Below are 25,396 nucleotides of genomic sequence, written 5' to 3'. Positions count from 1 at the left end.
CCATAGTTCCCTTGAAATCTTAATTAAAAATTATTCTCCCTCCCTTGCCGTAGAGAACCGCCTCGGATGACGGAAAAGCGTTAAGTAATCGATGTTTTGGTAAGCGTAAGCCTGCCAAAACTCGTGTTGAAAACTGTACTTAGGAAGTATGCGCAAAGTCCGCAATGCGGACTTTGCGCCGTTGTCAAATCTCCCCCTTAGCTTGGCTCCTTACGCGGATATGTATTGTTGTGAAAATAGTAGAGACCGCCGTTTCTATCGGCAACTGCCCTTATGCCGCTAACTGTCTGATTAGCGCCTCCGTTATCCTTTATGTCGCCGCCGTACCAGTAAAAGTCGTGCTCAAGTTGCACCGCCTTGCAGTTTCTCTCTGATTGATTCCCGGTAATTGTTCCGCCTCTCATCTCAAAATTGCCCTGTGTGCATACGCCGCCGCCATGGCCGGTATATTCGATGTAGGAATAGACGCTGCTCACGGTGGCTTTGTTGTTTTTAATCGTTCCGCCTTTCATTATAAAATTGCCGTATATATACTGAGGGCCGTCCGCGCTCACGTATACGCCGCCGCCATTGCCGGCTTCGTTGTCGGAAATCGTTCCGCCAGTCATCGTAAAACTTCTGTCGGGACATATATACACGCCGCCGCCCTTGCCGTCATCGTATGCAGTGCCGTCGCCTTTGTTGCGGGCTTTGTTGCCGGTAATTGTTCCGCCTGACATGGTAAGATTTCCGTCTACAAACACAGTACCTCTTCCGGTATTTTTAAAGCCGGTAATTGTTACGCCGTCTTTGATTTCCGCGTTGCCGTCCTTTTCTACACAGAGCGCGTAGTGATCCTTATCGCCGTAGTCGGCGCCTTGCAGTTTTATCTTACCTTCTAATATTAACGTCGCATCTCTTTGTACCTGCAAGTGTTTATAGTGGTCATGCCCATTGTTAGGACATGTTAAGGTTACGTCTCTATCTGCCTTGAGCATAATCTTTTTATTTCCCGGTATTTCAACCGTTGTAAGGTCGTCGATATTCCCCAGCTTTATAATAAAGGGCGTATTATTGGGTCTACTCCCAATTACTTCTCGCAACATTGGAGAATTATCAACTTCCGCTTTTAACGTACCGCCAGCGTCAACATACCAAAATACATTCCAGTTCTCCGAGTCCTCCGTAACTTTCTCCGGCGTTACGGTGAATTTGAGATGGTGAGCGTTGGTATTGCCTGTTAGGTATAAGTGACCCGCTGTGTACTCTCTCGGCGTTATGCGCGCGGCGTGCGCGTGTGACAAAATGTCGTTCACGGTTATCGTCTTTCCGCTCTCCAAATACACATCGTTTTCGTGCTTACCGGTTGTATCTGCCTTTGGCGTAACGACTGCGGAGCCGCTCATCTTAAAGGTGCCATCCTTTACATGTACACCGCCGCCGGACTTCTTCGCCGTGCAGTCGGTGATAGCGCTCGAGTTGTGCATTTTAAAGGTTCCGCCTTCCTGTACATAAACACCGCCGCCTTCTTTATCCGCCGAGCAGCCGGTGATAGTGCTTGAGTCGTGCATTTCAAAGGTTCCGCCGCCTACATACACGCCGCCGCCGGAGTTCTCCGCCGAGCACTCGGTGATAACGCTTGAGCCTTTCATAATGAGTGTACCGTACGAATTTACGTATACACCGCCGCCGCCTGAATAGTTGTAGGGCTTTTTACTGTTTTTAAGCGTTATGTCTTGAAGGGTGAGTGTTTTATACACATCAAAGATACCCTCATTGCCGTCTGCGTCCAAAATGGCGCTGTTTTCGCCTTTTATGGTAAGGTTTTTTTTGATATCAATTTCGCTCTTATCGTCCGTGACATCTGTCGCCTGTATTTTGCCGTTTATGGTAAGGGTAGCGTTATCGGGTGCGCTTTTAACCGCACGCGCAAGGTCTTTCCACGTTGCCGTCGGATTCTTTAAGGTCGATTGGTAAAACTTCACCGTTACTTCTTTATTTTCGGTTATGTTGGAAAGTGTATAGGTTGAGTTTGTTCCGTTTACTACGGTATTGTCCTTTTTCCATTCCGCAACTTCCCAGTCTGTATTGGTGGGATTCGCGGTAAAGGTTACCTTCTTTCCATACTCGACCGAAACAGGGCTTGATGAGGTTGCAGAACCGTCCTCAGGTGTTGCTGTAATCGTTCCTCCCGCTTTTCCGTCTACGATTTCTACGCTGAATGTTACGTTGTAAACCTTCTTCTTAAACTTGACCGTTACGGTTTTATCAGTAGTCTCTGTTACGTTCAAAAGCTTTGCTTCTTTTTTGTCGGTTGACAGTGTTACCGTTACATTACTGCTCCAACTATCAACTTCATAGCTGTTGTCAGTGGGCTCCGCGGTAAAGGTTACAGAAGCCCCGTGCGCAACCGAAACGGAACCTGTTGTGTTCTCAGGACCGCCCTCAGGTTTTGCTTTAAGCGTTCCGCCGGTTCCGTCTACTACGCTGAATGTTACGGTGTAGTCCTTCTTTGTCCACTTTGCATAGAGTGTCATATTGCCGGTTACCGTGTTGTTGTCAAAGTTCCATGCCGAGCCGGAGAAAACTGGAGATGCATACCAGCCACCGAAGCTATAACCCAGTCTGGTAGGATCCTGTGACGGCTTCGCTACCTTACCGCCGTTTGGTATATATTGAGTACCAGTTGAGTACCAGGCGCGAGCGTCCCGTCTTGTGCATTAAATTCAACTTTAAATTTCTCTTTTAGCTCTGCGGTAACGCTGTCCGAAACAATGCCTTTGACATCGCTCAAAGTTACGGTGTACGATGTTTGCGGGTTGTCGCTTTGCACCACTACACCGGTGTTAAAATACAATACCCACGCTCCGGACGGTACGTTGGGGGAAGATGAGTCTAATCTTTCTACATTATTCCCGGATTCGATAAACGAGATGATATGTTTTTAATTACCGGTAGATGTGGTACCCTTATCTGACGGGATAAGGGGGCAGGCAGCAGGTTGACGCAAAACGCGAGGAAATCTTGAATAAAGAAGAACCTCGTAAAGAAACTTGTCAAGTATTAGTAGACACATTAAATTGATAATTGTTGGTAAGCTTCATTTGGTATTCGATAATTAATACTTGAATGAAGTCTTTCACTGTTATAATACAACTCTATATATTCGACTATCGTTGCTTTCGCCTGTTCAAATTTCATATGGCGAATACTCGGCATCTCTCGTTTCATGGTCTTCCAGAAACTTTCAATTGGCTGATTGTCTTGCGGAACTCCGGGTCTTGACATACTTTTGATAAAGCCTGCTTTCTCAATCAGCTCCGTTGTCTTTTTTGAGCAAAACTGGCTACCGCCATCAGTGTGCATATAGCGTTCAGCTGGTACATTCACATGGCGGCCGCAAGCCATTTTCAGAGCTTGATGTACAATAACTTCTCTCATATGTAATTGGATTGACCAACCAACAATCACCCTGCTTGCAACATCTATTATCCCACAAACATACACCTTGCCTCCTGTTATCTTAAATTCACTGATATCCGAACTCCAAAGCTTATTTACTTCCTTCACAGCAAATTTGTCCTTAATCACATTTTGTTTAATTATTTTTTCCTGTTGCACCATTTTGCTCCTTTTCCCTCGCCCTTTCTTTCTGCCTCCTTTCGCTATTAACCCGTTCTCTTTCATAATTCGAGCAATTTTCCATTCACTCACTTTGATATGCTCTCGCTCAAGCGCTTTTTTGATCCGTATCCGCCCATAATTTCCCTTATGTTTGGCAAATGTAGAAATGATACGCTGCTCAAGCTGTTTTTCTTCTTCTTTCTGCTCCTTTGCTTGCCTATAGTAGCTGCTACGCGATACGCCAAGTATCCGGCATACAGTGCTTATTTTCTTTGAGAAAAATATTTTTTTGCTATTTTGACGCATTCGCTCACTTTTCCGCAAAGTATGCCGCTGCTTTTTTTAGTACTTCATTCTCCAGTTTTAAGTACTCGTTTTCCTTTTGCAGTTTCTTCAGTTGCGCATCTGCACTTCTTACTCGTCCTGAACCGACAAAAGCTTCCTGTCCATAGCTTTCATATTGGTTTAACCATTTGTATAAAAGCTGTACTCGTACACTCAATTTCTCTGCCACAATGCGCACGGGTATGTTTTTTTCAACAACCAGCTTACATGCCTGCTCTTTTAAATCTTTCGTATAATTCTTGTAAACACGTCCCATATATTCTCCATTTTACCTGTCTACTTTTATTATACAAGTTTCAACAATTCAGAATTACAAATTACACATTACCGATTATTTTACACCCTCCACGCGGCCGCGGTTTCTCGCATACCGACAAAGCGTGCATAGATACCGTCTTGCTGCACCAGTTCGGAATGGGTGCCGTGCTGGACGATACTGCCCTTATCCATGACGAATATTTGATCGGCATTTTTGATAGTTGAAAGCCGGTGTGCGATGATGATTGCTGTTTTGTTTTTCAGCAATTCATCGAGGGCGCTCATCAGCTTTTCTTCGTTTTCGGGATCGACACTGGAAGTTGCTTCGTCGAGGATGACAATGGAACTCGGCTTGAGCATTGCGCGTGCGATAGAAATACGCTGGCGCTCCCCGCCTGAAAGATTGCTGCCGCCTTCCTGCAGCACGGTATCGTAAGCGTTCGGCAGTTCCATAATAAAGTCGTGACATTGCGCTGCTTTTGCCGCTGCAATAACTTCTGCGTCACTTGCATCCGGTTTTCCGAATTTAATGTTGTTCTTTATTGTGTCTTCAAACAAGTACACATCTTGGAATACAAATGTAAAGTTCGATAAAAACGCATCGTACACAAAGCCTTTTATATTGGTATCGCCGAGTTTTATTTCTCCTGAATCGACATCCCAAAAGCGAGCAATCAGCTGGCACAAACTGGTCTTTCCCGAACCGGAATAACCGACCAGCGCAGTTGTACTATTTTTCGGAATACTCATATCCACATTGCGGAAAAGTTTTTCTTCTGACTGCTCCTTTCCGCCGTAGCCAAAGGTAACATTTTTGACGGTGATATCGTCATTTCCCTGCGGCAGGAGCGAACCTTCCGGTAAGGCTTGAATATTTTTAACCGTAAAAAGCGTATCCAAATTCTGTACCGCAACACCGCGCATCCGCTGCATCGTACCGGCTATTTCAAACCCGCCGAATACCACAAAGCTCGCAACAATCAGCATCAGCGTTTTTTCCACATCGATCGCCCCAGCTGAATACCGATATAAGGCGCTCACAATAATTGCGGTTGTTCCCAGTTTTAGCAGGAGCGAAAAAACAAGCAATGAAGGCATCAGTGTTTTTTCTACCGCAAAAAAACCGGTTTTACTTTTTTTAATACTCTCCGTTACGTTTTTTATCGCTTCGCTTGTCCTACCGAATGCCTTTACCACACCGATCCCCTGCACATACTCCAAAACATCGGTATGCAGTTGCAGCTTCAGCTCCGTCAGTTTTGTCGTTACCGCATCGGTCCTCTTTTGGAATAGATTGTTGAATACAATCGCCACGACAAGGGTAATAAAGATGATACAGCCGGTCGTCATATCATACGGGAAAACAAACAGCGCCATGATCACCGTTTGAATACCGCCTGCAAACATCATTTCGAGAATCATCATATTGATGGTTTCAACATCGGTAATCACCGTTGTCAACGCTCCCGAAATATCGCCGAGCCTGCTTTCGGAAAAATACCCCATGTGTACGTTTTTCAGTTTATCTCCGATGACAAGCCGGTTCTCCGCCCCCATCGTATACGAGGCGATATTTTTATTGCGGTCGGAAATATAGCCGAAAATAATTTTTCCCGTAAGGCTGACAAGCATAATGCAGAACACCGTGATAATATTGCTCCGTGTAACCGGCTGTGATTGAAACACCGCACGGCTGAGCGTCAGCAAAAAATACCCAAGCCCGCCGAGCGTAAAGCCTTCGAATATGCTTTTAAGCATATCGCAAATAAACATCGTTGTTATACGCTTTGATTGCTTCCCCGCAATCGCGTAAATCTTCTTCAATAAATCAAACATAGTTTTACCATTCCTTTATAAAACGTTTAAAACTTTAAAACACATAATCCGTACACCGAGAACGGTAGGGGCTTCTTATCCGAATACCGCTTTTCGGAGAATCGCATTTATCTGATTTTGATAGCCTGTTCCAAAACTTTCAAGCACCGCGAGAATATCACTATCGATGCCGATTTGTATTTGTTTCTTTTCTACAGCCGATGGAACGTAATGCTCCGGATGAGCCGGTTTGAATTGTCGCAACTGTTCATCTGTAAATTCAGGAATATCGTCATCATACACGATAGGCTGTCTTTTAATCGCTTCTATTCTTTCAGCCGTTAATTTTTTTGATGAAGTCATAATACACCTCCTGCAATTTTTTTTCTGCTTGCCGTGCAGATATGATACGAGTTCTTCCATCTCGTTCAGTATGATATACTACAATAATCAGCAAACCATGTAAGCTACCGACACTGTAAAAGCGATCTTCCTCAGATGAATGCTTTTCATCATAAAGTGTGATCAGATAGGGATCTAAAAAAACGTCTGTTATCTCATCAAAACCAAATCCGTGTTTTTTTATGTTATCACTGTTCTTTTGGCTATCCCATTCAAATAGATTATTTTCTGATATAATTGTATCACCCATTAGAACCTGCCAAAACCACTATATTCTTACTGCTCATTTACCATTCCTTTATAAAACGTTTTTGCAGCTTGGTGCATGAATAACCGCAATGTTCGTAAAACGCATGGGCTTCCGTGCGGTGCTCGCCGGAGTTGAGGCGGATAAAATGATAATTCCGTGCAGCAGCTTCAGCTTCCAAGGCCTGCACTAATTGTTTGCCGATACCCTTATGCTGATATTCAGATAAAAGAGCCAATCCCAAAATGTTAAAGCCGGGCTCTTTGTACAAAAGCTCATACGATTCGGCATGAATAAAGCCGACCACAGTGTGCGTTTCATCATCTTCGTACACCCGTATAAAATGCTGACGGTCTTTTAAGAGTTTTGCAATTTGCCGTTCAGTTACCGCTTCTGTTGTTTTATAGCCGAGCGAAAATTCGCTTATATCCCGAATAGCCTTTGCGTCTGTTAGCTGTATAGTTCGTATCATGTATTACTCCTCTAATGTATCAAGGATATTACCATTCATAGGGTTCTATCCTTCGGCAGTCCTGTACTGCTGTCAACATTTTATTACTCTCACCTTCATCGATAGTGCCGAAAAAACGATCAATAGGAGAAAGTTCTTCCGGTATATATTTTTTGTTCATAAAAACTTTAGATAACCGTGCAAGAAGTGCCACACATTGTTCATATGACAAATTATCAAGCTCTGTAAGCATCGAATTAAAAGCAATATCAGACATCCTAACCTCCTTCAATTAATTTGTAATGGATAATGTGTAATTTGTAATTGAGAAGTATCCACCTTAACTGTCCATTACAAATTATACATTAGAAACTTGTCAAGTATTAGTAGACACATTAAATTGATAATTGTTGGTAAGCTTCATTTGGTATTCGATAATTAATACTTGAATGAAGTCTTTCACTGTTATAATACAACTCTATATATTCGACTATCGTTGCTTTCGCCTGTTCAAATTTCATATGGCGAATACTCGGCATCTCTCGTTTCATGGTCTTCCAGAAACTTTCAATTGGCTGATTGTCTTGCGGAACTCCGGGTCTTGACATACTTTTGATAAAGCCTGCTTTCTCAATCAGCTCCGTTGTCTTTTTTGAGCAAAACTGGCTACCGCCATCAGTGTGCATATAGCGTTCAGCTGGTACATTCACATGGCGGCCGCAAGCCATTTTCAGAGCTTGATGTACAATAACTTCTCTCATATGTAATTGGATTGACCAACCAACAATCACCCTGCTTGCAACATCTATTATCCCACAAACATACACCTTGCCTCCTGTTATCTTAAATTCACTGATATCCGAACTCCAAAGCTTATTTACTTCCTTCACAGCAAATTTGTCCTTAATCACATTTTGTTTAATTATTTTTTCCTGTTGCACCATTTTGCTCCTTTTCCCTCGCCCTTTCTTTCTGCCTCCTTTCGCTATTAACCCGTTCTCTTTCATAATTCGAGCAATTTTCCATTCACTCACTTTGATATGCTCTCGCTCAAGCGCTTTTTTGATCCGTATCCGCCCATAATTTCCCTTATGTTTGGCAAATGTAGAAATGATACGCTGCTCAAGCTGTTTTTCTTCTTCTTTCTGCTCCTTTGCTTGCCTATAGTAGCTGCTACGCGATACGCCAAGTATCCGGCATACAGTGCTTATTTTTCTTTGAGAAAATATTTTTGCTATTTTGACGCATTCGCTCACTTTTCCGCAAAGTATGCCGCTGCTTTTTAGTACTTCATTCTCCAGTTTTAAGTACTCGTTTTCCTTTGCAGTTTCTTCAGTTGCGCATCTGCACTTCTTACTCGTCCTGAACCGACAAAAGCTTCCTGTCCATAGCTTTCATATTGGTTTAACCATTTGTATAAAAGCTGTACTCGTACACTCAATTTCTCTGCCACAATGCGCACGGGTATGTTTTTTTCAACAACCAGCTTACATGCCTGCTCTTTTAAATCTTTCGTATAATTCTTGTAAACACGTCCCATATATTCTCCATTTTACCTGTCTACTTTTATTATACAAGTTTCTTAAATTCCCAATTATCGCATTACCCATTATCAATTATCCCTGCTGCTGATATGGGACTGCCACATTTTTTGATAGAGTGGAGAGCGCTGTAACAGCTCGGTATGCGTTCCCTCAGCGGCGATTTTTCCTTTATCCAGTACGATGATTTTATCGGCATTGACAATCGTGGAAAGCCGGTGCGCAATCATAATAACGGTCTTATTTTTTACGAGGTTATCGATGGACTGCTGGATAATGGCTTCGTTTTCAGGGTCGGAGTAGGCGGTTGCCTCGTCGAGTACCACTATGGGGCTGTCTTTTAGTAAGGCACGGGCAATGGTGAGCCGCTGACGCTCGCCGCCTGAAAACTTGCTGCCTGCGTTTCCCGCATTGGTATCATATCCGTCGGGCAGGCTTTTGATAAAGTCGTGAATACTGGCTTTTGTACAGGCGGCTTCGATTTCCGCATCGGTTGCATCTTCTTTTGCCATCTTGAGGTTTTCCCGAATGGTCTTATTGAACAAAAAGTTTTCCTGCGACACGTAGGTAACCAGCTGCATATTCCGCTCTAAGCTCATGCTCCCGATATCAGCGCCGCCGATGGTGATGTGTCCGCTGTCGATATTCCAAAATCCTGCCAACAGTTTTGCGATGGTAGACTTACCGCTGCCGGAAGAACCGACAATCGCGGTCAGCTCGCCTTCTTTGGCGATAAAGTTCAATCCGTCAAATACCTTTGTGCTGTCTTTGGCAGCGGCACCGTTTACCGCGTTACCTGCCGCAGTATCCTGAGCAGCGGTACCGGCTGTTTCGCACAGCGCTCCGCCGTAGCCGAACACGACATTTTCAAAGCGTACATCATACCCGTGCGGTGCAAGGGCGGTATCTTGCCGTACCAGCTCCGGTAAATCGAGTACCGATTGAATCTCACCGAACACAACACGCACATTCGCCATCGTATCCATGTACGTCATTGCTTTGAGGAGCGGTTTATATGAAGCATAAGAAAGCAGCACGCACATGATCAGCACCGGCGTGGTAATGCCGCCTGTCATAAACAGATACAAGCCGACCGGCAGTACGACAAGGAGCGTAGACGGCAGCACTTCCATCGCCGCGGTCATCGCAAAACACACGCTCAAATACCAGTCGAGCATTGAGTCCCGGTTATCCTCCACCGCTTTTTGGAATTTATCATACGACGATGCCGACTTGTTAAATGCCTTGATCACTTTTATCCCTTGAATATATTCGACCGCGGCGGCATTCATTTTTTTTGATGCTTCGATGTATCGTTTCGATTTTGCTTCATAGTCTTTCATCATCAGCATCGAAAAGAGCATGCCGAGCGGCAGTGTTACGAGATTTGCAAGTCCAATCTTCCAGTTCAGTATAAAAATGATAACGACAATAACGATCGGAATGATAACGTTGGCAAGCACTTCGGGAATAACGTGCGCAATCGGCTTTTCCATTTTATCTACTGTTTCTACCACAAACTGCGACCACTTGCCGCTGCTTTTTTCTTCTATCGTACCCATCGAAAGGCGGCTTAATTTTTCAACCACTCGCTTCCGTGTATCTTCAATAATGCTGAATGCCAGATTATGCGAACCAATGGTAGATATCGAATGTCCGATAATCGCTCCGGCAAAGCCTGCAAAAATAAGCCCTGCATACGGTAAGAAAATGCGGTAGTCCGTTGCGCCGTTTATCAGCTGTGTTACAATAGACGCAACTGCAAAGTAGGGCACAATGCTGCACGCAACACCGATAATTGCGACAACCACCGAAAAGATGATTGCGCCGATATGCTTTTTTAAAATATCCATATATTCTCCTCTCCCATAAAAAGTCAAGAAGAAAGTATCAACTTTCGATTGACTTTTTACGCACGTTCGCAACAAAGTGAGAACGTGCAGATGATATACAAGTTTGCGCTTGAGCGAACTTGAGTAAATAAAAGCCGTGCCATTTGTACGGCTTTTATTTTACACTCCATAAAAAATCTAACCCGAGCTTTTAAAAGATGCCTGCTATCTCCTGATAGATCAAAATCACTGCCGTAGTTTTATTTCCCCCGCTCACCACCCATTACGGGAGCCCTAACACCGCTTTCCATCCCGCCTCAAAAAAAGCGGCGAGCGTATGAGCATATTTTAATGCGGTTTCTTTTGGATAATTGTGCAACACAAGTTCGGCAAGGGAAGCGTAATGCGCATGCACAAGGATATGCCATTCATCATCTTCCAAATCCCGAAAAGGAATACCCCGCCGCTTTAATTCGGCAAGGAACTTTTTGGTTTCCCGCATTTCGGCACGTACCACCATATCCTGAAAATCTGCGTATTTTGTACCGGCTGAACACATCAGCAAAAGCTGAAATATTTCAAAATGTGCATAGATATACTCGATCATACTGCACAAGGTTTCTTCTTCATGTTTCCACAGCTGTAAAAGATCATCGTTTTTTACTAATGCGAACTGCTCCGCTGCGGCAGCGTTATACATTTGAGAAATAGTTTGAAAAACCGGATCTACTATGGCGCCGAAGAGCGCTTCCTTATCCGTAAAATGATTATAGAATGCGCCGTTGGTTACATGAGCTTCCTTGCATATTTCCCGAATGCTTGCCCGCTCAAAGCCGAACGCTAAAAACTGCTCTTTTGCACATTGCAGCAGATTTTCGTGTGTTTGCTGAAAATTCCCTGGTATACAATCACCCTCCAACAGAATCTATTGAACCGGTACAGGATATTATACCGATAGCTATCTTTTTAGCTATAATATTACAACGTAATATTACACTGTAATTCAGACTATAGCGCAATCAGAAGAAATATGCAAGATGATACAGTTCTTGGCTGAGGTTATGAGTAGCACACTCTCTTGTGTTATAAAACGGATGATGGTATAGTAGGGCAATACTAAGGAACTCCTTAGATTAGACATTCAGGCTCTCTATATAGAGCCTTTAAAGAGTATGTGGAGGTTACCCTGATGGAAAAAATAGTAAAATTATTGCACCGCAAAAGCTGTGTAGTACTTACGGCGCTGTGCGTGCTGGCTTTTAGTGCTTGCCGTTTGCCATATACGGTAAAAAATGCCCGTTTTAAAAACGAGTTTTCATGGGTGTATGCTGAAAAAGATTTTAACTTTAAAAACGCCGGCAAGGTGCAAGGAACTTTTACATTGCCTAAAAATGTTAAACATAAGGGATTGAGTTTTGTTGCAATGTTTCCGGCAACTTTCCGTAATAATAAATGGAGTGCTGCTGTAAGGATGCCTTACAAGCTTACTCTTACATGGGACGGCGGCAGCTTAAAAAGAGAAGAGGGAGAAGCAAAAAGTGATTGGTTCGGACTTAATGTGTATTTCCCCGAGGAGGAGATAAGGAAACTGCCGGTACAACAAGCAATTACCTATACACTGGAATATGAAGCCGGTGTATACACGGAACTGCTGGATACGGCTAAGCTTGATAAGCGCACCGATCTGCAGGATCATCCTGAAAGCTATCCGGGCTTTTATGATGCGGTATTGGTCGTAGCCGAGCGCCCAACAAAAAAGATGCCATAAGCTTAAAGTTAAAAATGATATATAAAATGTAACGGTCGTATACAAACTTCCTCGCAGCAGCAATGATTGATTTACCGCTCTCTCTATGTGTTTTTCAGCCGCGCTATTTTTCAGCGGCTGAAAATCAAGAACCCCGACGCTTGCGTCGGGGCACAGTGCTCAACGTTTCGCACTGTGTGTTCTATAAGGTGGTTGCAGTCGGCTTTAATACCCTTTGTTACGACGCAAGCGTCGGGGTATTAAACCCTCCGCACGAATAAACCTACGATTTAGAATATCGCATTTTTCGACAATTCAAAAAACATAGCATTTTAGTGGTACGAAAAATCGCTGTCGCCGATAAACTCCCGTAAAATGGATTGGCCGTGCACAAAGGACGGAGAAACTGAAAGGAAGTTGTTCAAAAAGATGAGCAGCCGAGATGCTTCGCTGTATGCCGGATCGGTGGGTTTTACCGCACGGAGCAGCGGTTCTGCATAAATTTTCAGTACCGAAAGTTCATAATCGAGTGCCGTATTAAAGATAACGTCGGCGGTATTTTGATACGGGAAGATATGTTTTGCCTCTCCCGCCCGCACATCCGACCACATACCGATAGTAATCGAAGCGGAACTTCCTCTAAACTGAGCGTCACGCACGATACGCCGCAAGAGCCGGTTATCGGAAGTGGGTATCCGGTTGTGATCATCCAAGGTCAGCTGTGTTAATGCCGAAAGATATATCTTGAATTTAAGCGAAGCGTCTATCTGCGGGGTTAAATTGTCATTTAATCCGTGTATTCCTTCCAAAATAAGAATAGAGCGGCTGTTAAGGCGGAGTTTTTTTCCTGTATAAAACCGTTCGCCTGTTTTAAAATTATAAGACGGCAGCTCAACTTCTTCACCCGCAAATAGTTTGAGCAGCAACTCATTTAAAAGCGGGACATCCAAAGATTCAAGACATTCAAAGTCGAGTTTTCCGTCCTTATCGCGCGGGGTCTTATCTCTGCCGACATAATAATCGTCAAGGCTGATAACATAGGGTTCATATCCTACGACGCGCAGCTGCATCGAAAGCTTTTTTGCAGAGGTCGTTTTTCCTGAACTGGACGGTCCCGCAATCAGAATCACTTTGACGTTTCCTCTATTTCTAATCTGCTCGGCAATATGCGCCAGCTTATTATTCTGCAAGGTTTCCGTAATTTCAATGAAGTCTTTGGTTTTGCGGTTTTCGATAATTTCATTTAATTGACCGACGGAAGAAACGCCGATCATCTTACCCCATGTCTTATACTCCTTGTATACGGTAAAAAGCTGCGGAATATCTTTAAATTGGGGCAGCGTGTCGGTGTCGGCGGTCGCAGGAAAGCGCAGTAAAAAACCGTCCTCGTATTTCATCAGACCGAATACTTTTAAATAGCCGACACGATCCATCAGCGGCTGGAAGTATAAGTCGTAATAATCGTCCAGTATATTGATCGTGATTTTCGGTTTACTGTTATAGGAAAGAAGACGATACGCATCGGGCTGATTGGTGTTTGCAAAAAGCTCCAGCGCTTCGGCATACGCGACGGATTGCGTTTGTATCGGCAAATCCGCATCGACCATTTCGTGCATTTTATCTTCGATTAGTTTGAGATCGATATCGGAGGCATGAGCGCCTTCAAACGTATAATAGTAGGAATAGCCGAAGCTGTGCCCAACTAAGAGCCGTAAATCGGGATATACTTTTCGTGCGGCGGCGGCTAACAGGAAACACAGCGTGCGCCGGTAAATATTCGAGCCTTCGTAGGTTCCTTTTAAGACAGGCTTTATCGTAGCGCGCACATCGATCATCTTGTTTAACGGAACCAATTCGTTATTTACTTTCATACCGAATGCAACCGTCTCCGGTTCTTTACAATATGCCAATGCGGCGCGCGCAGAAATCGGTTCGACAAACTGTTTTTTTGAACCGTCCGGAAATGTAATCTCAAACCCTTTCATAAAAGCCTCCATTCTATCAGAAGAACCGCATCAGTTTCCTTTTAAAAATATGAGGGCATCTTCTGCGTTGCTGCGAACAAATTAATCCTCAACGTATCAAAGATACGCCTGCGGTTAATTTGCTCTTGCGCCTTGCATCTGCACCTCCTATTTTTAAAAGGCTGACGGAAAATCTCTTTTCAAAAATCACAGATTGCGCTTTATTCATCTGATGCGGTTCTTCTTGTCTCTAATAAACTGTACGAAATTTTAGATAAAATTTCGCACAGTTTATTTTTAGGAGAAGGATAAACGCATCAGACAAATAGATAAAAAACGCAGAATAATGAGGTTGTGAGACCATTTGAACCGCGAAGAGGTTCAACTCTGGTTGAACAACCTCATTATTCTGCGGGGCTGTTAAAGAATAACTGATGCGTTTATCCTGTGACCTTCCGCTTGACAGGATACTTTATTTTAAGTAAAGTTACAACTCTTACTAAGTAACTGGCGGGCATCTTAAAAAACTGAAGTTTCTAGAGGTTTCTTGGTGTATGCCGTATTTCAGCTACCGGTAATTCGCATAACGGGATGTAGCCTAGGGGCTAAGGCGTCTGGTTTGGGACCAGAAGATCGGGGGTTCAAATCCCTCCATCCCGATAGTTTATTCCTTGCTATATATAGACTTATAAAACTGATAATTTTACGCCATTGCGGAGATTGCCGCTGTTTGTGCGTGAGTAGGAACGGATATTTTTTGCGCTTGCAGTACAATTCCCATTGATCGCAGTAAATTAAGAATCGTTATAAAAGACGGATTGCCTTTTTCGGATAGTGAAGTATAGAGGGCTTCACGGCTTACTCCTACTTCTTTTGCAAGCTTTGTCATTCCTTTAGAACGGGCAATTGCGCCGATTACGTTTATGACATCAGCCGGTTCACCCTCTTCAAGAGCCGTAGATAGATACACTATCACATCTTCGGGAGTTTCGATGTAATCTGCCATGTCCCATTTTGTAACTTCCATTTTATACCTCCATAGCTATTTTATAAGCCATTTGTATATCTTGTTCTTGTGTTGATTTGTCTCCTGCGCATAACAATATAATAATTTGGCTATTCTTCGTTTTGTAATAAACACGGAATCCTTTACCGTAATGAATTCTCAATTCCGAAAGACCTTTGCCGATAGGTTTACAATCGCAATTATATTCCTGTGAAAGACGGGTTATGTGCATGTTTATAATGGAGCGTGTTTTACTGTCTTTTATTTTTCTAAGCCATTTTTCAAATACTTCAGTCTTTCGTATTTCTATCATACTTTAATGTAATATATATATTACATACTGTCAAGATATTTTTCTTATCCGAATCCGACTGGCTTGCTGAAGCTGCCGAAAATGCAGGGTTAAATTTTTCGCAAGAGTTGCAATGTGCTTTAAAAATGCGCTTGCATATTGGAGTATAGATGTATAGTTTTGACGAATGCTCTGCGTCGGGGTTGTTGATTATCATGCGTCAATGACGTATAATAAAAGTATGGAACTGATAGAAACACCGGTATTTAAAAAGCAAATTGACCGTTTGTTGGATGACCTGACATACACACAATTTAAAGAATATTTGGTATGCAATCCATTAAAAGGGAAATTGATTAGAGGTGGCGGTGGAATAAGAAAAATACGATGGGGTAAAAAGAATACCGGAAAAAGCGGGGGTGTCCGGATTATTTATTTTATAAAAACGGATACGCAAATATATTTGTTATTCGCTTATGCAAAAAATGAATCGGATAATCTTACGAAAAAACAGACGAATATGTTAGCAGCATTCGTTAAAGAGGTGTTATTATGATTGGACATAAAAAAATGAGCGATGAAATGTTTAGTGAACTTATACAAAGTATTAAAGAAGCTGCCTTAATTGAAAAAGGAAAAATGGAACCTGCGCGTGTCTCTGTTATTGATGCTTTAGATATTGCAGCAATACGTAATAAAACACATAAAACACAGGAAGAATTTGCAACGATGCTTAATATCAGTATTGGAACGCTGCGTAATTGGGAGCAAGGACGACGCAAGCCTGACGGTGCAGCATTATCACTGCTAAAAGTAGTATCCGCTGACCCGCAATATGTAGAAAAAGTGCTTCTTACATAAATTCTTTCATAAAAGTTAATAACTTTTATGAAAGAATTTTGTAGGCTGTAGAATTATAGGGGGCTTCTTATAAAAGAATGCACTCAATGGCAGCTAAAGTGCGTCCGCCTCGAGGTCAATCCCGCGCAGGGCGGTAATCCGTACCCGAACCAGACTGCCGGCAGTTATCGGCAGCCCTTCGCTGTCTTTTTGCGCTTGGGAAAAATTGACAACTACAGCCCCGTCTACTTCCGGCGCTTGGAACCATGCCCGACCGAGCGCAATGCAGCATTGTGTGTTTTCTTCTTCATTGTTTTGTTCTTGCGGGATAATCTCTTCGATAAGAACATCCGTTTCCAGTCCGCAAAAAGCAGCGAGTTTTTGTTCGGTAATCTTTAATTGCAGTTCGTTAAGGGCTGTCTTGCGCTGTTCGGCAATTTTTGCCGGCACCTGTTTTTTCATATCGGCAGCCTTGGTTCCCTCTTCCTGCGAATACGCGAATGCTCCCGACCATAGGCTCTGGGCTGCCTGCAAAAAGGCTGCCGTCCGTTCAAAATCAGTTTGAGTTTCTCCCGGAAAGCCTGTTAAAAAAGTAGTACGGATAACCGCCTCCCCGTAGGGGCTTTCCGCTGTGCGGAAAGCTGCGCGGATGGTTTCTATCAGCTTGAGATAGGTTTCGGCTGAGCCGCAACGGTTCATCGCACGGATGATCGGATCGGAGCCGGACTGAAAGGGGATATCAAAGTAGGGGAGGAAGCGGGTGTCGGCAGTCATAATCGGCAAGATATCCGGCGGAAAGTGGTCGGGATGAATATAGAGCAGTCGGACGCTGAATGTTCCGTCAATACCGGAAATTGCGTGTAAAAGCTGCGCCAATCCCGAAAGCCCTTGTTTCGTTTGAGTCGGCAATGCGGGCAAGTTATTGTTAAGCCGGTTGCTGAGTTTGTCTAGAGGCGGCGGTGCGGCGTCATACACTGCCAAGTCTTGCCCGATAAGATTAAATTCTTTATATCCTTGCTGCACAAACCCCCGTATCTCATTGACAATACTGTCAAGCGGCCGGCTTCTCACTGAGCCGCGTATCAGCGGTATCGCACAAAATGAACAGCAATTATCACAGCCTTCGGTAATTTTGATAAAGGCGGAACGAGGAAAGCTTAGCAGTTCGGGGCGCGAACCGCAGCATACGCCTTCTTGCGCAGGTTTAAGGAATGGACGGCTGTGTTCAGTGTTTTGTACCGCGGAAAGATACTCGGCAGGAGCAGTGTCTGCAATAGTCTTTTTCTTACTGTCGGATACCATTGTCTGCCCTTCTGCCGACAAGGACTGTTCAGATTGGAGCTTGGGCTGTGCCGGAAACAGTTGGTCGATAAGTATGGGGAGCTGTGATAGGTCTCCGTTACCGAACAAAGCATCGGCTTCTTCAAATTCGGTCTTAAATATATCTCCGTACCGTTCCGCTAAACACCCTGCCAGCAAAATTTTTGCTTGAGGGTAGGCCATCCGGGCGGTGATAACCGCTTCAATTGATTCCTTCTTTGCGGGTTCGATAAAGCCACATGAATTGACAATGATGAGATCGGCCTTTTCAGGTTCGATAGTCTTTTGCCAGCCATTATCGGTCAAGATACCGATAAGCAGCTCACCGTCTACTTGATTTTTCGCACACCCATGCTGATCAAGAAAAAAACGCTTAGTCAACGTCCATTACCACAAATGCATAGCGCCCTGATTCATCATCCTTAATCCATTTTAAATCTTTAACGATGACTTCACCCGGGCGGCTGACTTCTATATCGATGGTTTTCCCGCCCGCAATAATCTGCATTTTAACGGCGTTTCCATTTGATGCCCAGATGCGGATTCCGTTATTTGCTTGAACCGTCAACTGTTCCGATTTTTGATAGTACCGCTCGTCACGGTTTGCTCTGTCCTGTTCATAACGGAAGAGGCAATAGCTTCGGAAAGTTGCGTTTAAGGTTACCGGATATGCAGAACCGGCATCGAACAGTACCTTGTATTTTGCCGTTTCGGGCTGAGCTACCTGATCGGGAATTTTTATTGCAGGTGTTTCCGGGGAAACCGGTTCCGAAAAACCTGTGGTAAGTATTTCTACCAATGCACCCTTCGATTCATCGGACGTATCGATATCCTCAACGGAAATTTTCACGTCGGCAGTAACGTCGCCGTTAAGGTCAAGAACAAGGCTTTGGCCTAATGCAATAATTTGTGTTCCGATATCCGTTGCGAGATACAGCTCGGGCGCTGTCTTTTCGACTTTTAGTTGATATTCTTTTCCGCCGAGCGGGAGCATAACGACATCACCTTTAAAGAGTCGCTTTTCAAATACTTCTTGTGAAAGGGTATAGGATGCATTCTCTTTCTTTTCGATGATTTCAGTTTGTCCGGTCGGTTGTACCGGTCTGTCTTTTATTGCCGTACCGATTTTTGAAATCACTATTTTGGCGATAAAAAACAGCGCTATTAAAAAGACTAATATCCCTGCTCCGATAAATACACCACGGGGAACGGTAAATTGTCTTTGAGGAATAAGTTTTTCAGGAGGTACAGCTGTTTCCTGTATTTTTGTCTGTTTATACAACGTAACACATTCATTAGGATTTAAGCCTAAGTATTCCGCATAGTTCCGTAAAAAACCGATAACATACGGCTCTCCGGGAAATACCTCATACATACCGGTCTCAAGCGCTTCTAAATATCGGCGGGCGATATTCGTTTCCCGTGAAGCCTGTTCAAGCCCAATCTGTTTTTCATTGCGCGCCTTTTCTAATACATTGCCTATATCCTGCATCTATTCCTTCCTAGTTTTTCAGCCGTGCTATTTCAGCGGCTGAAAATAAACCTTCTCATATTCTGGTGGGGTAATTGTTCCGTTATTCTTCAAATAAAAAATTGTTCAGCATATCCGCATTAGGCGGTATATCATATAAAAAGCGGGAATCAGGAATTCCCGTATTTAATCGATAAGCCGAAAAGTCAAAAGTGATCTTACTTCCGGAAATAGGCCATGCTTCGATCCGTCTAATCAGCTTTGTTTCAGGAGATACGAGCAGTCGGATATTTCTAAAAGTTTCCGAAGCCGAGCGTCTGTTAAGTGCAAGAACTACAACCTGTTCGGATGAACCTTCCGCTAACGGTTGGGGGGTGGCGCCCGTTTCGTACGCAATGGTGTATGAGCGTTTCAACAACGATAGGCCTTGAGGCGTAGCAAGATTAGCGGTACCGGCGGAGGAATCTTTTTCGATTGTTTGGTTTAACACCATCCGATAGGAGGGAACATAGATGGTCAGTGTGTCGCCGGTGAAAAGAATGACCTGCTCGTTCGGTTTGGTAAAATCGATGCGTAGTCGATTAGGGCGCTTAAAGTATACGGTTGCTTCCATTGTTTGGACTTTTGAACCCGAGCCGGTTGAAACCGTGAGATTGGCAGTGTAATCGGAAAGCGCCGCGTATTGTTCGGACATTCCGGAAAAAAATACGCTCGCAGTCGTAATGGATTGACAAAATGCTGTTATATAAAAGCCGAATATAACGGTAGTAACAACTATTGTTTTTTTCATTCGATTAGTAAAGCAGAAATGAGCGATAAAGTCAATATTTGAGAAATTTCTCGCAAACCTTATTTACGGTATTATGAAATAAGTTATTTTATTATAATGATTTATTCGTTCTGATGGTTTAATTTCCCGATGCTCTGACAACATCGCATTCCGATATTTTTACCGGATATGCTGCACGAATCGCTGATGTCGTAGTGACTGAATGGATGTGCAATTCGGAGCTGTAGCATTGAAAAATTTGATGAAAAACGGTATTATCGAGCGCGAACAGTTGGATGGAATTTCGCCATATGTTCAGTACCGCTTCAGAGAGCAGGGAAAATCTGTTGTATCGATTTTATGCTCAATCTGCTTTATGCTCAATCTGCAAGTCGGAAATAAGGATTCTTTAACAATCAGGGTTTTTATCGGAAAGATACGAAGAGCTATATATAAAACGGCTTAATTTTAGGCGTGATGCTTAAAATTAAGCCATTATTGTACAAAGGCTTAATTCTAAACTCGCTGGGGATGGCGAAAAAGTAATCAACTTTTAGGACATTCCCGGTGTATTTTAAGGTAACCTGTTCCGACGCGGAAGTTTCCGAACAGGTTTACTGTAAAACGGAGAAAATATGATTTCGTACATTGCGAAACTGCTTAAATCACTCAATACGAATTCGCATCCGGGTGAAATCGCTCATGCCGTTGCAATTGGGGTGCTCCTCGGCTTTATGCCGAAAGACAACGCACTGTGGTACCTGCTGTTTGTGTTTTTTCCTTTTGTACGTATGAACAAAGGCGCCTTTCTGCTTACGGTACTCATTGCAAGTTTGCTTGCTCGGTTTTTTGATCCGCTGTTCGACTCGATAGGCTACGGTGTATTGACTTTCTCACCTTTAAAGCCGGTCTATGCCGCTTTGCTCGACATTCCCTTTGTCGCCTTTACAAAATTCAACAACACGATAGTCGCCGGCTCTCTTGTGTTTAGCCTTATACTGTATATTCCGGTATATATTGTGGTAAGAATTTTCATTAAATCTTGGCGCACGCATCTCGCACCGGCGCTTGCGCGGAGCAAATTTATGCAAGCCTTTTATCACGTGCCCTTTGTCGCGAAAATTATCAGCTTTTTTACTGAGGTATAAATATGAAAGAAGAGCAAAAGAAGATACCCTTCAAAAAACTTCCGTGGATGTATAAAAAGACATATACGGAAAAGTCGCTCGAAAAAAAACTGCTTAAAAAACTCTATATACCGGCCGACCGCGAATTTGTTGCGGCACAGTTTTCTGCCGATGAAGAGGATCCGGCTAAATTGCGGATTCACCGTACCGAATACGACGCAAAAGATTTTAAGCGCTTAAAGATTTTAAGCAAACAGATAAAGCGGCAAAAAGGACGCATAAACCTCGTGCCGCTTGCCGCCGTTGCAGCTGTTGTTGTCGGGGTTGTGCTTGCCGTTCTTATGTTTAAAGATCCGCTTGCAAAACGTGCTTTAACGGCAGGTCTGCAAAAAATCACGGGTGCCAAAGTCGATATCGCTTCGGTTCACGTCGGTATCTTGGATGCGTCGGTTACCGTGCGCGGTCTTGCTGCTGCCGATAAAAATGCACCGATGAAAAACGTTTTTGAAGCACAAAAAATTCAGCTTGATTTTAATTTAACGCAGCTTTTAAAAAAGCGCTTTGTGTGCCAAAACCTTGAAGTTTCCGGCATGGCATTCGGAACCGATCGAAAAACATCGGGCGAGCTTCCGGCATCCGTAAAAAAGGGAAACGATAAAGATGTCGGCGATAGTAAAATAGCGTTGCTTATAAAAGAGCGGCAAAAAGATGCGCTTGAACAAAGTAAAAAAATCGTTTCGTCGATGTTTGAAAGTTTGAATCCGCAAAAGTTTTTGGACAACGCACTCAAGCAACTGCAAACACCCGCTGCAGTGCAAAAAGCACAGGACATGGTCGCTCAAATTGTAGCGGTGTGGGAAAAGCGTCCAGCAGAACTGGAGGCCGCCGTAAACGATTTTAGAAAAAGCTCGGAAAAAGTCATCGGACGCGATTATCAATCGATTAAAGACATTGCCGAATTGAAGGCGGTATTGCAAGAACTTAATGCTGCGATAAAAGACAGCCAAAAGCTTGTAGCTTTGACCGATTCAGTTGTTAAAGATTTGCAAAAAGACGGTAAGGCCGTGCAGCTTGCGGCAAAGGAAGCTTTCAAGGCGGTAAGAAAAGATACCGATTTTGTTAACGGAGAAATCAATAAAATCCGCTCGTTTACGGTTGCCGACGGAAAAAACATTTTTGCGCAAACTATAAAAGCCGCTGCATACAACGTCCTCGGAAAATATTATCCGTATGCGGAAAAAGCGTTTAATGCTGCGCTCAATTTCAACAAGGGATCAAAAAAGGCGGCAAAAAAACAAAAGACCCGACAAGAGGTTCGGCGACTTCCGGGCAGAACGATTCAATATCGTGCCGACATATATCCGTCCTTTTTAATTCAGCAAATGCTTGCAAACGGAACGGGTTTTGAAGGTCGCATAAACGATATTTCAAACGATCCTGACCGCTGGGGAAAGCCCGTATCGTTCAGCGCCCATTTTGACGAAAGTGCTTCTTTCGAAAGCAAGCGCACGCACAGCGGAGAGGGACTCATAAATGTCGGAGAGAAACTCAATTATCCCTTATTGAAATTGCAATATACCGGAAGTGGTTATAACGCTGCGTTTAATCCCTCTTCAGCTTTGCAGGCGCTCGGCGCTTCCGTGCTTGACATTGCCGGCGTTCCGTCTTTTGAGGGCAGGGCGAAAATACAGGCAGGTATACAGGCTGAGCGCGACGGGCATGTCGGTATCGACGCGGATTTTAGCTTCGACGAAGTGCGCCTTACGGCTGATTCGTTTGAACCCGATTTTATTTCGCGCATTTACAATGAGTCACTTGCAGCGGTTAAAAATATGCGGTTTAAAATCAAGGCGGAGTTTTTCCAGTCTGATTTGAATATGGACATTGCAACCGATGCGGACAAGGTTTTTCTTGCGGCGCTGCAAACAGGAATCAACAAAGAACTTTCAGCCATAAAGCAAAAGGCGCTTAAAGAAGCTCAAGCCGAATTAGAAAAATACACCGGTCCTTTAAACGAAAAGCTGGGCGACTTCGGCAGTATTGAAAAACTTGTTATGAATCAAAAACAAGCTGCCGATATGCTGCAAAAAAAACTGGAAGAAAGCAAAGTCGAAGTTATGAAACGCATCGAGCAGACAGGAATGGATACGCTCAGAGATGCGGCCGGCAGTACGCTAAAAGGCTTATTCGGCCGGTAAAATGATAAGGGAAAAACTCTAAAAAGTTTATAGAGGTTGTCTTTAAATTTCATAATTATACTACTGGGAACTTCTAAAAACTTCAGGTTTTAGAGGTTTTCTTTAGAGGTGCCCAACTATACATAAGGAGTACATCTTGGCTACAGAAAAAACAATAGACCAAAAGGCTCTCTTGGAAGAATTTGAACGAGAAAGCAGAACTCGAAACTTTGTTAACCCGATTTTTACAAAGATTCTCAAATGGACTGCGCTGCTGGTTACCTTTTACCATTTGGCGTATGCTTCCGGCTATATCCGTCCGGAAACGTTGCGCCATCGTTCCATTCACGTCGGCATGATTTTGCTGATGACGTTTGCAATCTATCCTGCATTTAAAAGATCGAGTAGAAAAGTTATTGCATGGTATGATTACATACTGATGATTTTGTCCGTTATCATTCCCGTCTACATGTGGGTGAATTATCAAGCGATTATCGACAGGGTAGGGGACGCAAACCTGACGGACGTTATCATGGGTACCATATTGGTTGCATTGGTAATAGAGGCTGCGCGGCGGATTACGGGTTGGGCATTACCGGTCATCGGGATCATCTTTATGATTTATGCGCTGATGGGTGCCCGCCAAGGACTTATCCCGATAAACGTGCCGGGTCTGTTTTTGCATAGAGGGTTTAAATGGCCTAAATTGATCGGGCACCTCTTTTCCAACACGGAAGGCATTTACGGTACGTCGGTCAACGTTTCTTCAACGTACATTTTCTTATTCATCGTATTCGGCGAAATTATGAATAAATGCGGGATGGGAAAATTCTTTAACGATATTGCCATCGGTTTGGCGGGGCATACGAAAGGCGATCCTGCAAAGGTAGCCGTTATTGCGGCGGGCTTGCTTGGAAGTATCAACGGGTCTGCAATTGCGAATGTCGTTACCACCGGTTCGTTTACAATCCCGCTTATGAAAAAAATCGGGTACAGTAAAGAATTCTCCGGTGCGGTTTCGTCAACCGCTTCCGTAGGTGGTCAGCTTTTACCGCCGATTATGGGCGCCGCCGCATTTATTATGGCGGAAACACTCGGTATTAAATACAAGGAGATTGTCGTTGCGGCGGCTATCCCTGCGCTGATTTACTATTTGGGTATTATCTTCCAGATTCAACTGCGTGCGTCGAAGGACAAACTCGACGGTATGCCGAAAGATCAGCTGCCCAAGGTGAAAGAAACGTTGAAGATGTACTGGCACCTGACCATCCCGATTTTATTCTTGGTGTATATGCTGTTCTTCAGCGGTTATACCGTTATCAAAGGCGCTTTTTTAACCATCCTTTTAACAATCATTATTGCGCAGCTGAAAAAAGAAACGCGCATGAGCTTGAAAGATATAGAGGCTGCTTTTGTCGCTTCCGCAAAATCGACGGTATCGGTTGCGATTGCCTGTGCTTGTGTCGGTATCGTTATCGGTGTGTCGAGTTTAACCGGCTTTACTATCAATATGGCAAGCGCGATTATCTCGCTCGGCGGAAAGAGCTTGTTGTTGACGCTCGTCTTTACGATGGTTACCTGTATGCTGCTTGGTATGGGCTTACCGAGTATTCCTGCGTACATTATTACCGTAACGATTGCGGCTCCTGCGCTGATAGAGCTCGGCATTGCGCCTTTGGCTGCTCACCTGTTCTGCTTCTACTTTGCGATGTTTGCCAATATTACGCCGCCGGTTGCACTTGCCTCATTTGCAGCGGCAGGTATATCGGGCGGTAATCCGATGAAGACGGGGATTGTGTCCATTAAGCTTGCGCTCGCCGGTTTTATCATTCCATATATGTTCGTCTACAATAATCAACTGTTATTGATGAATACGAATATTTTGCAAGGTATTCAGGTTGCGCTTACCGCATGCGTCGGAGTCTTTTTAATCAGTGCCGCCGTAGAAGGGTATTTCCATACTAAGGTGAATATTTTCATGCGGCTGGTGATGCTTGCAGGAGCGTTCTTGCTCATCGACAGCGCCTTATTAACCGACCTTGCCGGTGTCGGCATCTTTGTTGCGTCTATCTTTATCCAGCGCATACTCGCGCGGAGAGAGGCACGGCACGCAGCCGCCTAAGGATAGAGTATTTTACGTTAATTGTCGTCTGGAAGTTCTTGTTATTTTGTGTGATATAAAACTGTAT

General features: G+C 43.8%; 26 protein-coding genes and 1 tRNA gene. 8 read left to right on the top strand and 19 right to left on the bottom strand.

All coding sequences use genetic code 11. The annotated features are described in order from the left end of the window. Nucleotides 1-197 precede the first annotated feature (197 nt). From GWP43_RS08575 to GWP43_RS08515, 13 genes are all read right to left on the bottom strand, one after another. Complete coding sequence (locus tag GWP43_RS08575; RefSeq protein WP_414162732.1) at nt 198-2,603, bottom strand: InlB B-repeat-containing protein; 2,406 nt, start codon at nt 2,601-2,603, stop codon at nt 198-200. 26 nt (nt 2,604-2,629) lie between these two features. Further along, nucleotides 2,630-2,836 carry a hypothetical protein gene (locus tag GWP43_RS08570; protein ID WP_162663813.1) on the bottom strand — a complete coding sequence of 69 codons (207 nt, stop codon included), beginning with the start codon at nt 2,834-2,836 and terminating at the stop codon, nt 2,630-2,632. Between the two features lie 218 nt (nt 2,837-3,054). Continuing rightward, nucleotides 3,055-3,909, bottom strand: coding sequence for an IS3 family transposase (locus GWP43_RS08565; RefSeq protein ID WP_162663812.1), 855 nt, complete (start codon nt 3,907-3,909; stop codon nt 3,055-3,057). 4 nt (nt 3,910-3,913) lie between these two features. Further along, on the bottom strand, nt 3,914-4,204 hold the full coding sequence (locus GWP43_RS08560; protein WP_162663442.1) for a transposase: 291 nt from the start codon (nt 4,202-4,204) through the stop codon (nt 3,914-3,916). 80 nt (nt 4,205-4,284) lie between these two features. After that, entirely contained in the window at nt 4,285-6,042 is a 1,758-nt protein-coding gene (locus GWP43_RS08555; RefSeq protein WP_162663811.1) for an ABC transporter ATP-binding protein, read from the bottom strand. Between the two features lie 75 nt (nt 6,043-6,117). Further along, the gene (locus tag GWP43_RS08550) at nt 6,118-6,384 is read right to left on the bottom strand and encodes a BrnA antitoxin family protein (protein ID WP_162663810.1); all 267 of its coding nucleotides are present in this window, start codon (nt 6,382-6,384) and stop codon (nt 6,118-6,120) included. Then, complete coding sequence (locus tag GWP43_RS08545) at nt 6,356-6,673, bottom strand: BrnT family toxin (RefSeq protein WP_162663809.1); 318 nt, start codon at nt 6,671-6,673, stop codon at nt 6,356-6,358. Before GWP43_RS08545 ends, GWP43_RS08550 begins: the two co-directional genes overlap by 29 nt. A 37-nt stretch (nt 6,674-6,710) precedes the next feature. Then, nucleotides 6,711-7,142, bottom strand: coding sequence for a GNAT family N-acetyltransferase (locus GWP43_RS08540; RefSeq protein WP_162663808.1), 432 nt, complete (start codon nt 7,140-7,142; stop codon nt 6,711-6,713). Nucleotides 7,143-7,170: 28 nt separating this feature from the next. After that, on the bottom strand, nt 7,171-7,398 hold the full coding sequence (locus tag GWP43_RS08535; protein ID WP_162663807.1) for a hypothetical protein: 228 nt from the start codon (nt 7,396-7,398) through the stop codon (nt 7,171-7,173). 118 nt (nt 7,399-7,516) lie between these two features. After that, nucleotides 7,517-8,422: an IS3 family transposase gene (locus GWP43_RS08530; RefSeq protein ID WP_162664819.1), complete on the bottom strand. Its 906-nt coding sequence runs from the start codon at nt 8,420-8,422 to the stop codon at nt 7,517-7,519. A gap of 2 nt (nt 8,423-8,424) precedes the next feature. Next, the gene (locus GWP43_RS08525; RefSeq protein WP_162663806.1) at nt 8,425-8,661 is read right to left on the bottom strand and encodes a transposase; all 237 of its coding nucleotides are present in this window, start codon (nt 8,659-8,661) and stop codon (nt 8,425-8,427) included. 72 nt (nt 8,662-8,733) lie between these two features. Further along, nucleotides 8,734-10,515: an ABC transporter ATP-binding protein gene (locus tag GWP43_RS08520; RefSeq protein WP_162663805.1), complete on the bottom strand. Its 1,782-nt coding sequence runs from the start codon at nt 10,513-10,515 to the stop codon at nt 8,734-8,736. A 262-nt stretch (nt 10,516-10,777) separates the two neighbouring features. Next, nucleotides 10,778-11,413 (bottom strand): TetR/AcrR family transcriptional regulator, encoded by a 636-nt coding sequence (locus GWP43_RS08515; protein ID WP_162663804.1) that lies wholly within the window; start codon nt 11,411-11,413, stop codon nt 10,778-10,780. Nucleotides 11,414-11,683: 270 nt separating this feature from the next. On the opposite strand from GWP43_RS08515, the gene GWP43_RS08510 reads away from it, so the two are divergent. Then, on the top strand, nt 11,684-12,262 hold the full coding sequence (locus tag GWP43_RS08510; RefSeq protein WP_162663803.1) for a hypothetical protein: 579 nt from the start codon (nt 11,684-11,686) through the stop codon (nt 12,260-12,262). A 311-nt stretch (nt 12,263-12,573) separates the two neighbouring features. Here the strand turns inward: GWP43_RS08510 and GWP43_RS08505 are convergent, their stop codons facing one another. Beyond that, entirely contained in the window at nt 12,574-14,226 is a 1,653-nt protein-coding gene (locus tag GWP43_RS08505) for a nucleoside kinase (RefSeq protein ID WP_162663802.1), read from the bottom strand. A 566-nt stretch (nt 14,227-14,792) separates the two neighbouring features. Between GWP43_RS08505 and GWP43_RS08500 the strand changes: the two genes are divergently transcribed. Beyond that, a tRNA-Pro gene (locus tag GWP43_RS08500) sits at nt 14,793-14,865 on the top strand. Between the two features lie 43 nt (nt 14,866-14,908). On the opposite strand, the gene GWP43_RS08495 is transcribed toward GWP43_RS08500, so the two are convergent. Beyond that, the gene (locus GWP43_RS08495) at nt 14,909-15,232 is read right to left on the bottom strand and encodes an addiction module antidote protein (protein ID WP_162663801.1); all 324 of its coding nucleotides are present in this window, start codon (nt 15,230-15,232) and stop codon (nt 14,909-14,911) included. Between the two features lies 1 nt (nt 15,233). Continuing rightward, nucleotides 15,234-15,524 carry a type II toxin-antitoxin system RelE/ParE family toxin gene (locus tag GWP43_RS08490; protein WP_162663800.1) on the bottom strand — a complete coding sequence of 97 codons (291 nt, stop codon included), beginning with the start codon at nt 15,522-15,524 and terminating at the stop codon, nt 15,234-15,236. Between the two features lie 202 nt (nt 15,525-15,726). On the opposite strand from GWP43_RS08490, the gene GWP43_RS08480 reads away from it, so the two are divergent. Both GWP43_RS08480 and nadS read left to right on the top strand, forming a co-directional pair. After that, a complete protein-coding gene (locus GWP43_RS08480) occupies nt 15,727-16,059 on the top strand; it encodes a type II toxin-antitoxin system RelE/ParE family toxin (RefSeq protein WP_230977620.1) in 333 nt (110 codons plus the stop codon). Beyond that, a complete protein-coding gene (gene nadS / locus GWP43_RS08475) occupies nt 16,056-16,364 on the top strand; it encodes a NadS family protein (protein WP_162663799.1) in 309 nt (102 codons plus the stop codon). Before GWP43_RS08480 ends, nadS begins: the two co-directional genes overlap by 4 nt. Before the next feature lie 93 nt (nt 16,365-16,457). Here nadS and GWP43_RS08470 read toward each other — a convergent pair whose 3' ends face one another. From GWP43_RS08470 to GWP43_RS08460, 3 genes are all read right to left on the bottom strand, one after another. Then, the gene (locus GWP43_RS08470; RefSeq protein ID WP_162663798.1) at nt 16,458-18,044 is read right to left on the bottom strand and encodes a MiaB/RimO family radical SAM methylthiotransferase; all 1,587 of its coding nucleotides are present in this window, start codon (nt 18,042-18,044) and stop codon (nt 16,458-16,460) included. Further along, the gene (locus GWP43_RS08465) at nt 18,037-19,155 is read right to left on the bottom strand and encodes a helix-turn-helix domain-containing protein (protein WP_162663797.1); all 1,119 of its coding nucleotides are present in this window, start codon (nt 19,153-19,155) and stop codon (nt 18,037-18,039) included. The genes GWP43_RS08470 and GWP43_RS08465 overlap by 8 nt, the downstream gene beginning before the upstream one ends. 82 nt (nt 19,156-19,237) lie before the next feature. Beyond that, nucleotides 19,238-19,924, bottom strand: coding sequence for a LolA family protein (locus GWP43_RS08460; RefSeq protein ID WP_162663796.1), 687 nt, complete (start codon nt 19,922-19,924; stop codon nt 19,238-19,240). Nucleotides 19,925-20,126: 202 nt separating this feature from the next. On the opposite strand from GWP43_RS08460, the gene GWP43_RS15620 reads away from it, so the two are divergent. The 4 genes from GWP43_RS15620 to GWP43_RS08440 all read left to right on the top strand — a co-directional run bounded on the left by GWP43_RS15620 (nt 20,127) and on the right by GWP43_RS08440 (nt 25,329). Further along, nucleotides 20,127-20,369 (top strand): winged helix-turn-helix transcriptional regulator, encoded by a 243-nt coding sequence (locus GWP43_RS15620; RefSeq protein WP_414162710.1) that lies wholly within the window; start codon nt 20,127-20,129, stop codon nt 20,367-20,369. Nucleotides 20,370-20,538: 169 nt separating this feature from the next. After that, nucleotides 20,539-21,051 carry a TIGR03546 family protein gene (locus GWP43_RS08450; protein WP_162663794.1) on the top strand — a complete coding sequence of 171 codons (513 nt, stop codon included), beginning with the start codon at nt 20,539-20,541 and terminating at the stop codon, nt 21,049-21,051. Nucleotides 21,052-21,053: 2 nt separating this feature from the next. Then, nucleotides 21,054-23,228, top strand: coding sequence for a TIGR03545 family protein (locus tag GWP43_RS08445; RefSeq protein ID WP_162663793.1), 2,175 nt, complete (start codon nt 21,054-21,056; stop codon nt 23,226-23,228). A gap of 136 nt (nt 23,229-23,364) precedes the next feature. Further along, the gene (locus GWP43_RS08440) at nt 23,365-25,329 is read left to right on the top strand and encodes a TRAP transporter permease (RefSeq protein ID WP_162663792.1); all 1,965 of its coding nucleotides are present in this window, start codon (nt 23,365-23,367) and stop codon (nt 25,327-25,329) included. Nucleotides 25,330-25,396 lie beyond the last annotated feature (67 nt).

The organism is Treponema vincentii, assembly GCF_010365865.1.
Taxonomy (GTDB): Bacteria; Spirochaetota; Spirochaetia; order Treponematales; family Treponemataceae; genus Treponema.
The sequence above is the reverse complement of the archived record's forward strand: the minus strand, read 5'-3'. Positions and strand labels throughout refer to the sequence as shown.

Excerpts from the sequence above, each read along its gene's own strand:
- GWP43_RS08520 (WP_162663805.1), bottom strand. The coding sequence starts at position 10,515 with ATGGATATTTTAAAAAAGCATATCGGCGCAATCATCTTTTCGGTGGTT.
- GWP43_RS08480 (WP_230977620.1), top strand. The coding sequence starts at position 15,727 with ATGACGTATAATAAAAGTATGGAACTGATAGAAACACCGGTATTTAAA.
- GWP43_RS08540 (WP_162663808.1), bottom strand. The coding sequence starts at position 7,142 with ATGATACGAACTATACAGCTAACAGACGCAAAGGCTATTCGGGATATA.
- GWP43_RS08460 (WP_162663796.1), bottom strand. The coding sequence starts at position 19,924 with ATGAAAAAAACAATAGTTGTTACTACCGTTATATTCGGCTTTTATATA.
- GWP43_RS08510 (WP_162663803.1), top strand. The coding sequence starts at position 11,684 with ATGGAAAAAATAGTAAAATTATTGCACCGCAAAAGCTGTGTAGTACTT.
- GWP43_RS08560 (WP_162663442.1), bottom strand. The coding sequence starts at position 4,204 with ATGGGACGTGTTTACAAGAATTATACGAAAGATTTAAAAGAGCAGGCA.
- GWP43_RS08535 (WP_162663807.1), bottom strand. The coding sequence starts at position 7,398 with ATGTCTGATATTGCTTTTAATTCGATGCTTACAGAGCTTGATAATTTG.
- nadS (WP_162663799.1), top strand. The coding sequence starts at position 16,056 with ATGATTGGACATAAAAAAATGAGCGATGAAATGTTTAGTGAACTTATA.
- GWP43_RS08565 (WP_162663812.1), bottom strand. The coding sequence starts at position 3,909 with ATGCGTCAAAATAGCAAAAAAATATTTTTCTCAAAGAAAATAAGCACT.
- GWP43_RS08525 (WP_162663806.1), bottom strand. The coding sequence starts at position 8,661 with ATGGGACGTGTTTACAAGAATTATACGAAAGATTTAAAAGAGCAGGCA.
- GWP43_RS08555 (WP_162663811.1), bottom strand. The coding sequence starts at position 6,042 with ATGTTTGATTTATTGAAGAAGATTTACGCGATTGCGGGGAAGCAATCA.
- GWP43_RS15620 (WP_414162710.1), top strand. The coding sequence starts at position 20,127 with ATGGATGTGCAATTCGGAGCTGTAGCATTGAAAAATTTGATGAAAAAC.
- GWP43_RS08495 (WP_162663801.1), bottom strand. The coding sequence starts at position 15,232 with ATGGAAGTTACAAAATGGGACATGGCAGATTACATCGAAACTCCCGAA.
- GWP43_RS08545 (WP_162663809.1), bottom strand. The coding sequence starts at position 6,673 with ATGGGTGATACAATTATATCAGAAAATAATCTATTTGAATGGGATAGC.
- GWP43_RS08465 (WP_162663797.1), bottom strand. The coding sequence starts at position 19,155 with ATGCAGGATATAGGCAATGTATTAGAAAAGGCGCGCAATGAAAAACAG.
- GWP43_RS08445 (WP_162663793.1), top strand. The coding sequence starts at position 21,054 with ATGAAAGAAGAGCAAAAGAAGATACCCTTCAAAAAACTTCCGTGGATG.
- GWP43_RS08550 (WP_162663810.1), bottom strand. The coding sequence starts at position 6,384 with ATGACTTCATCAAAAAAATTAACGGCTGAAAGAATAGAAGCGATTAAA.
- GWP43_RS08505 (WP_162663802.1), bottom strand. The coding sequence starts at position 14,226 with ATGAAAGGGTTTGAGATTACATTTCCGGACGGTTCAAAAAAACAGTTT.
- GWP43_RS08490 (WP_162663800.1), bottom strand. The coding sequence starts at position 15,524 with ATGATAGAAATACGAAAGACTGAAGTATTTGAAAAATGGCTTAGAAAA.
- GWP43_RS08450 (WP_162663794.1), top strand. The coding sequence starts at position 20,539 with ATGATTTCGTACATTGCGAAACTGCTTAAATCACTCAATACGAATTCG.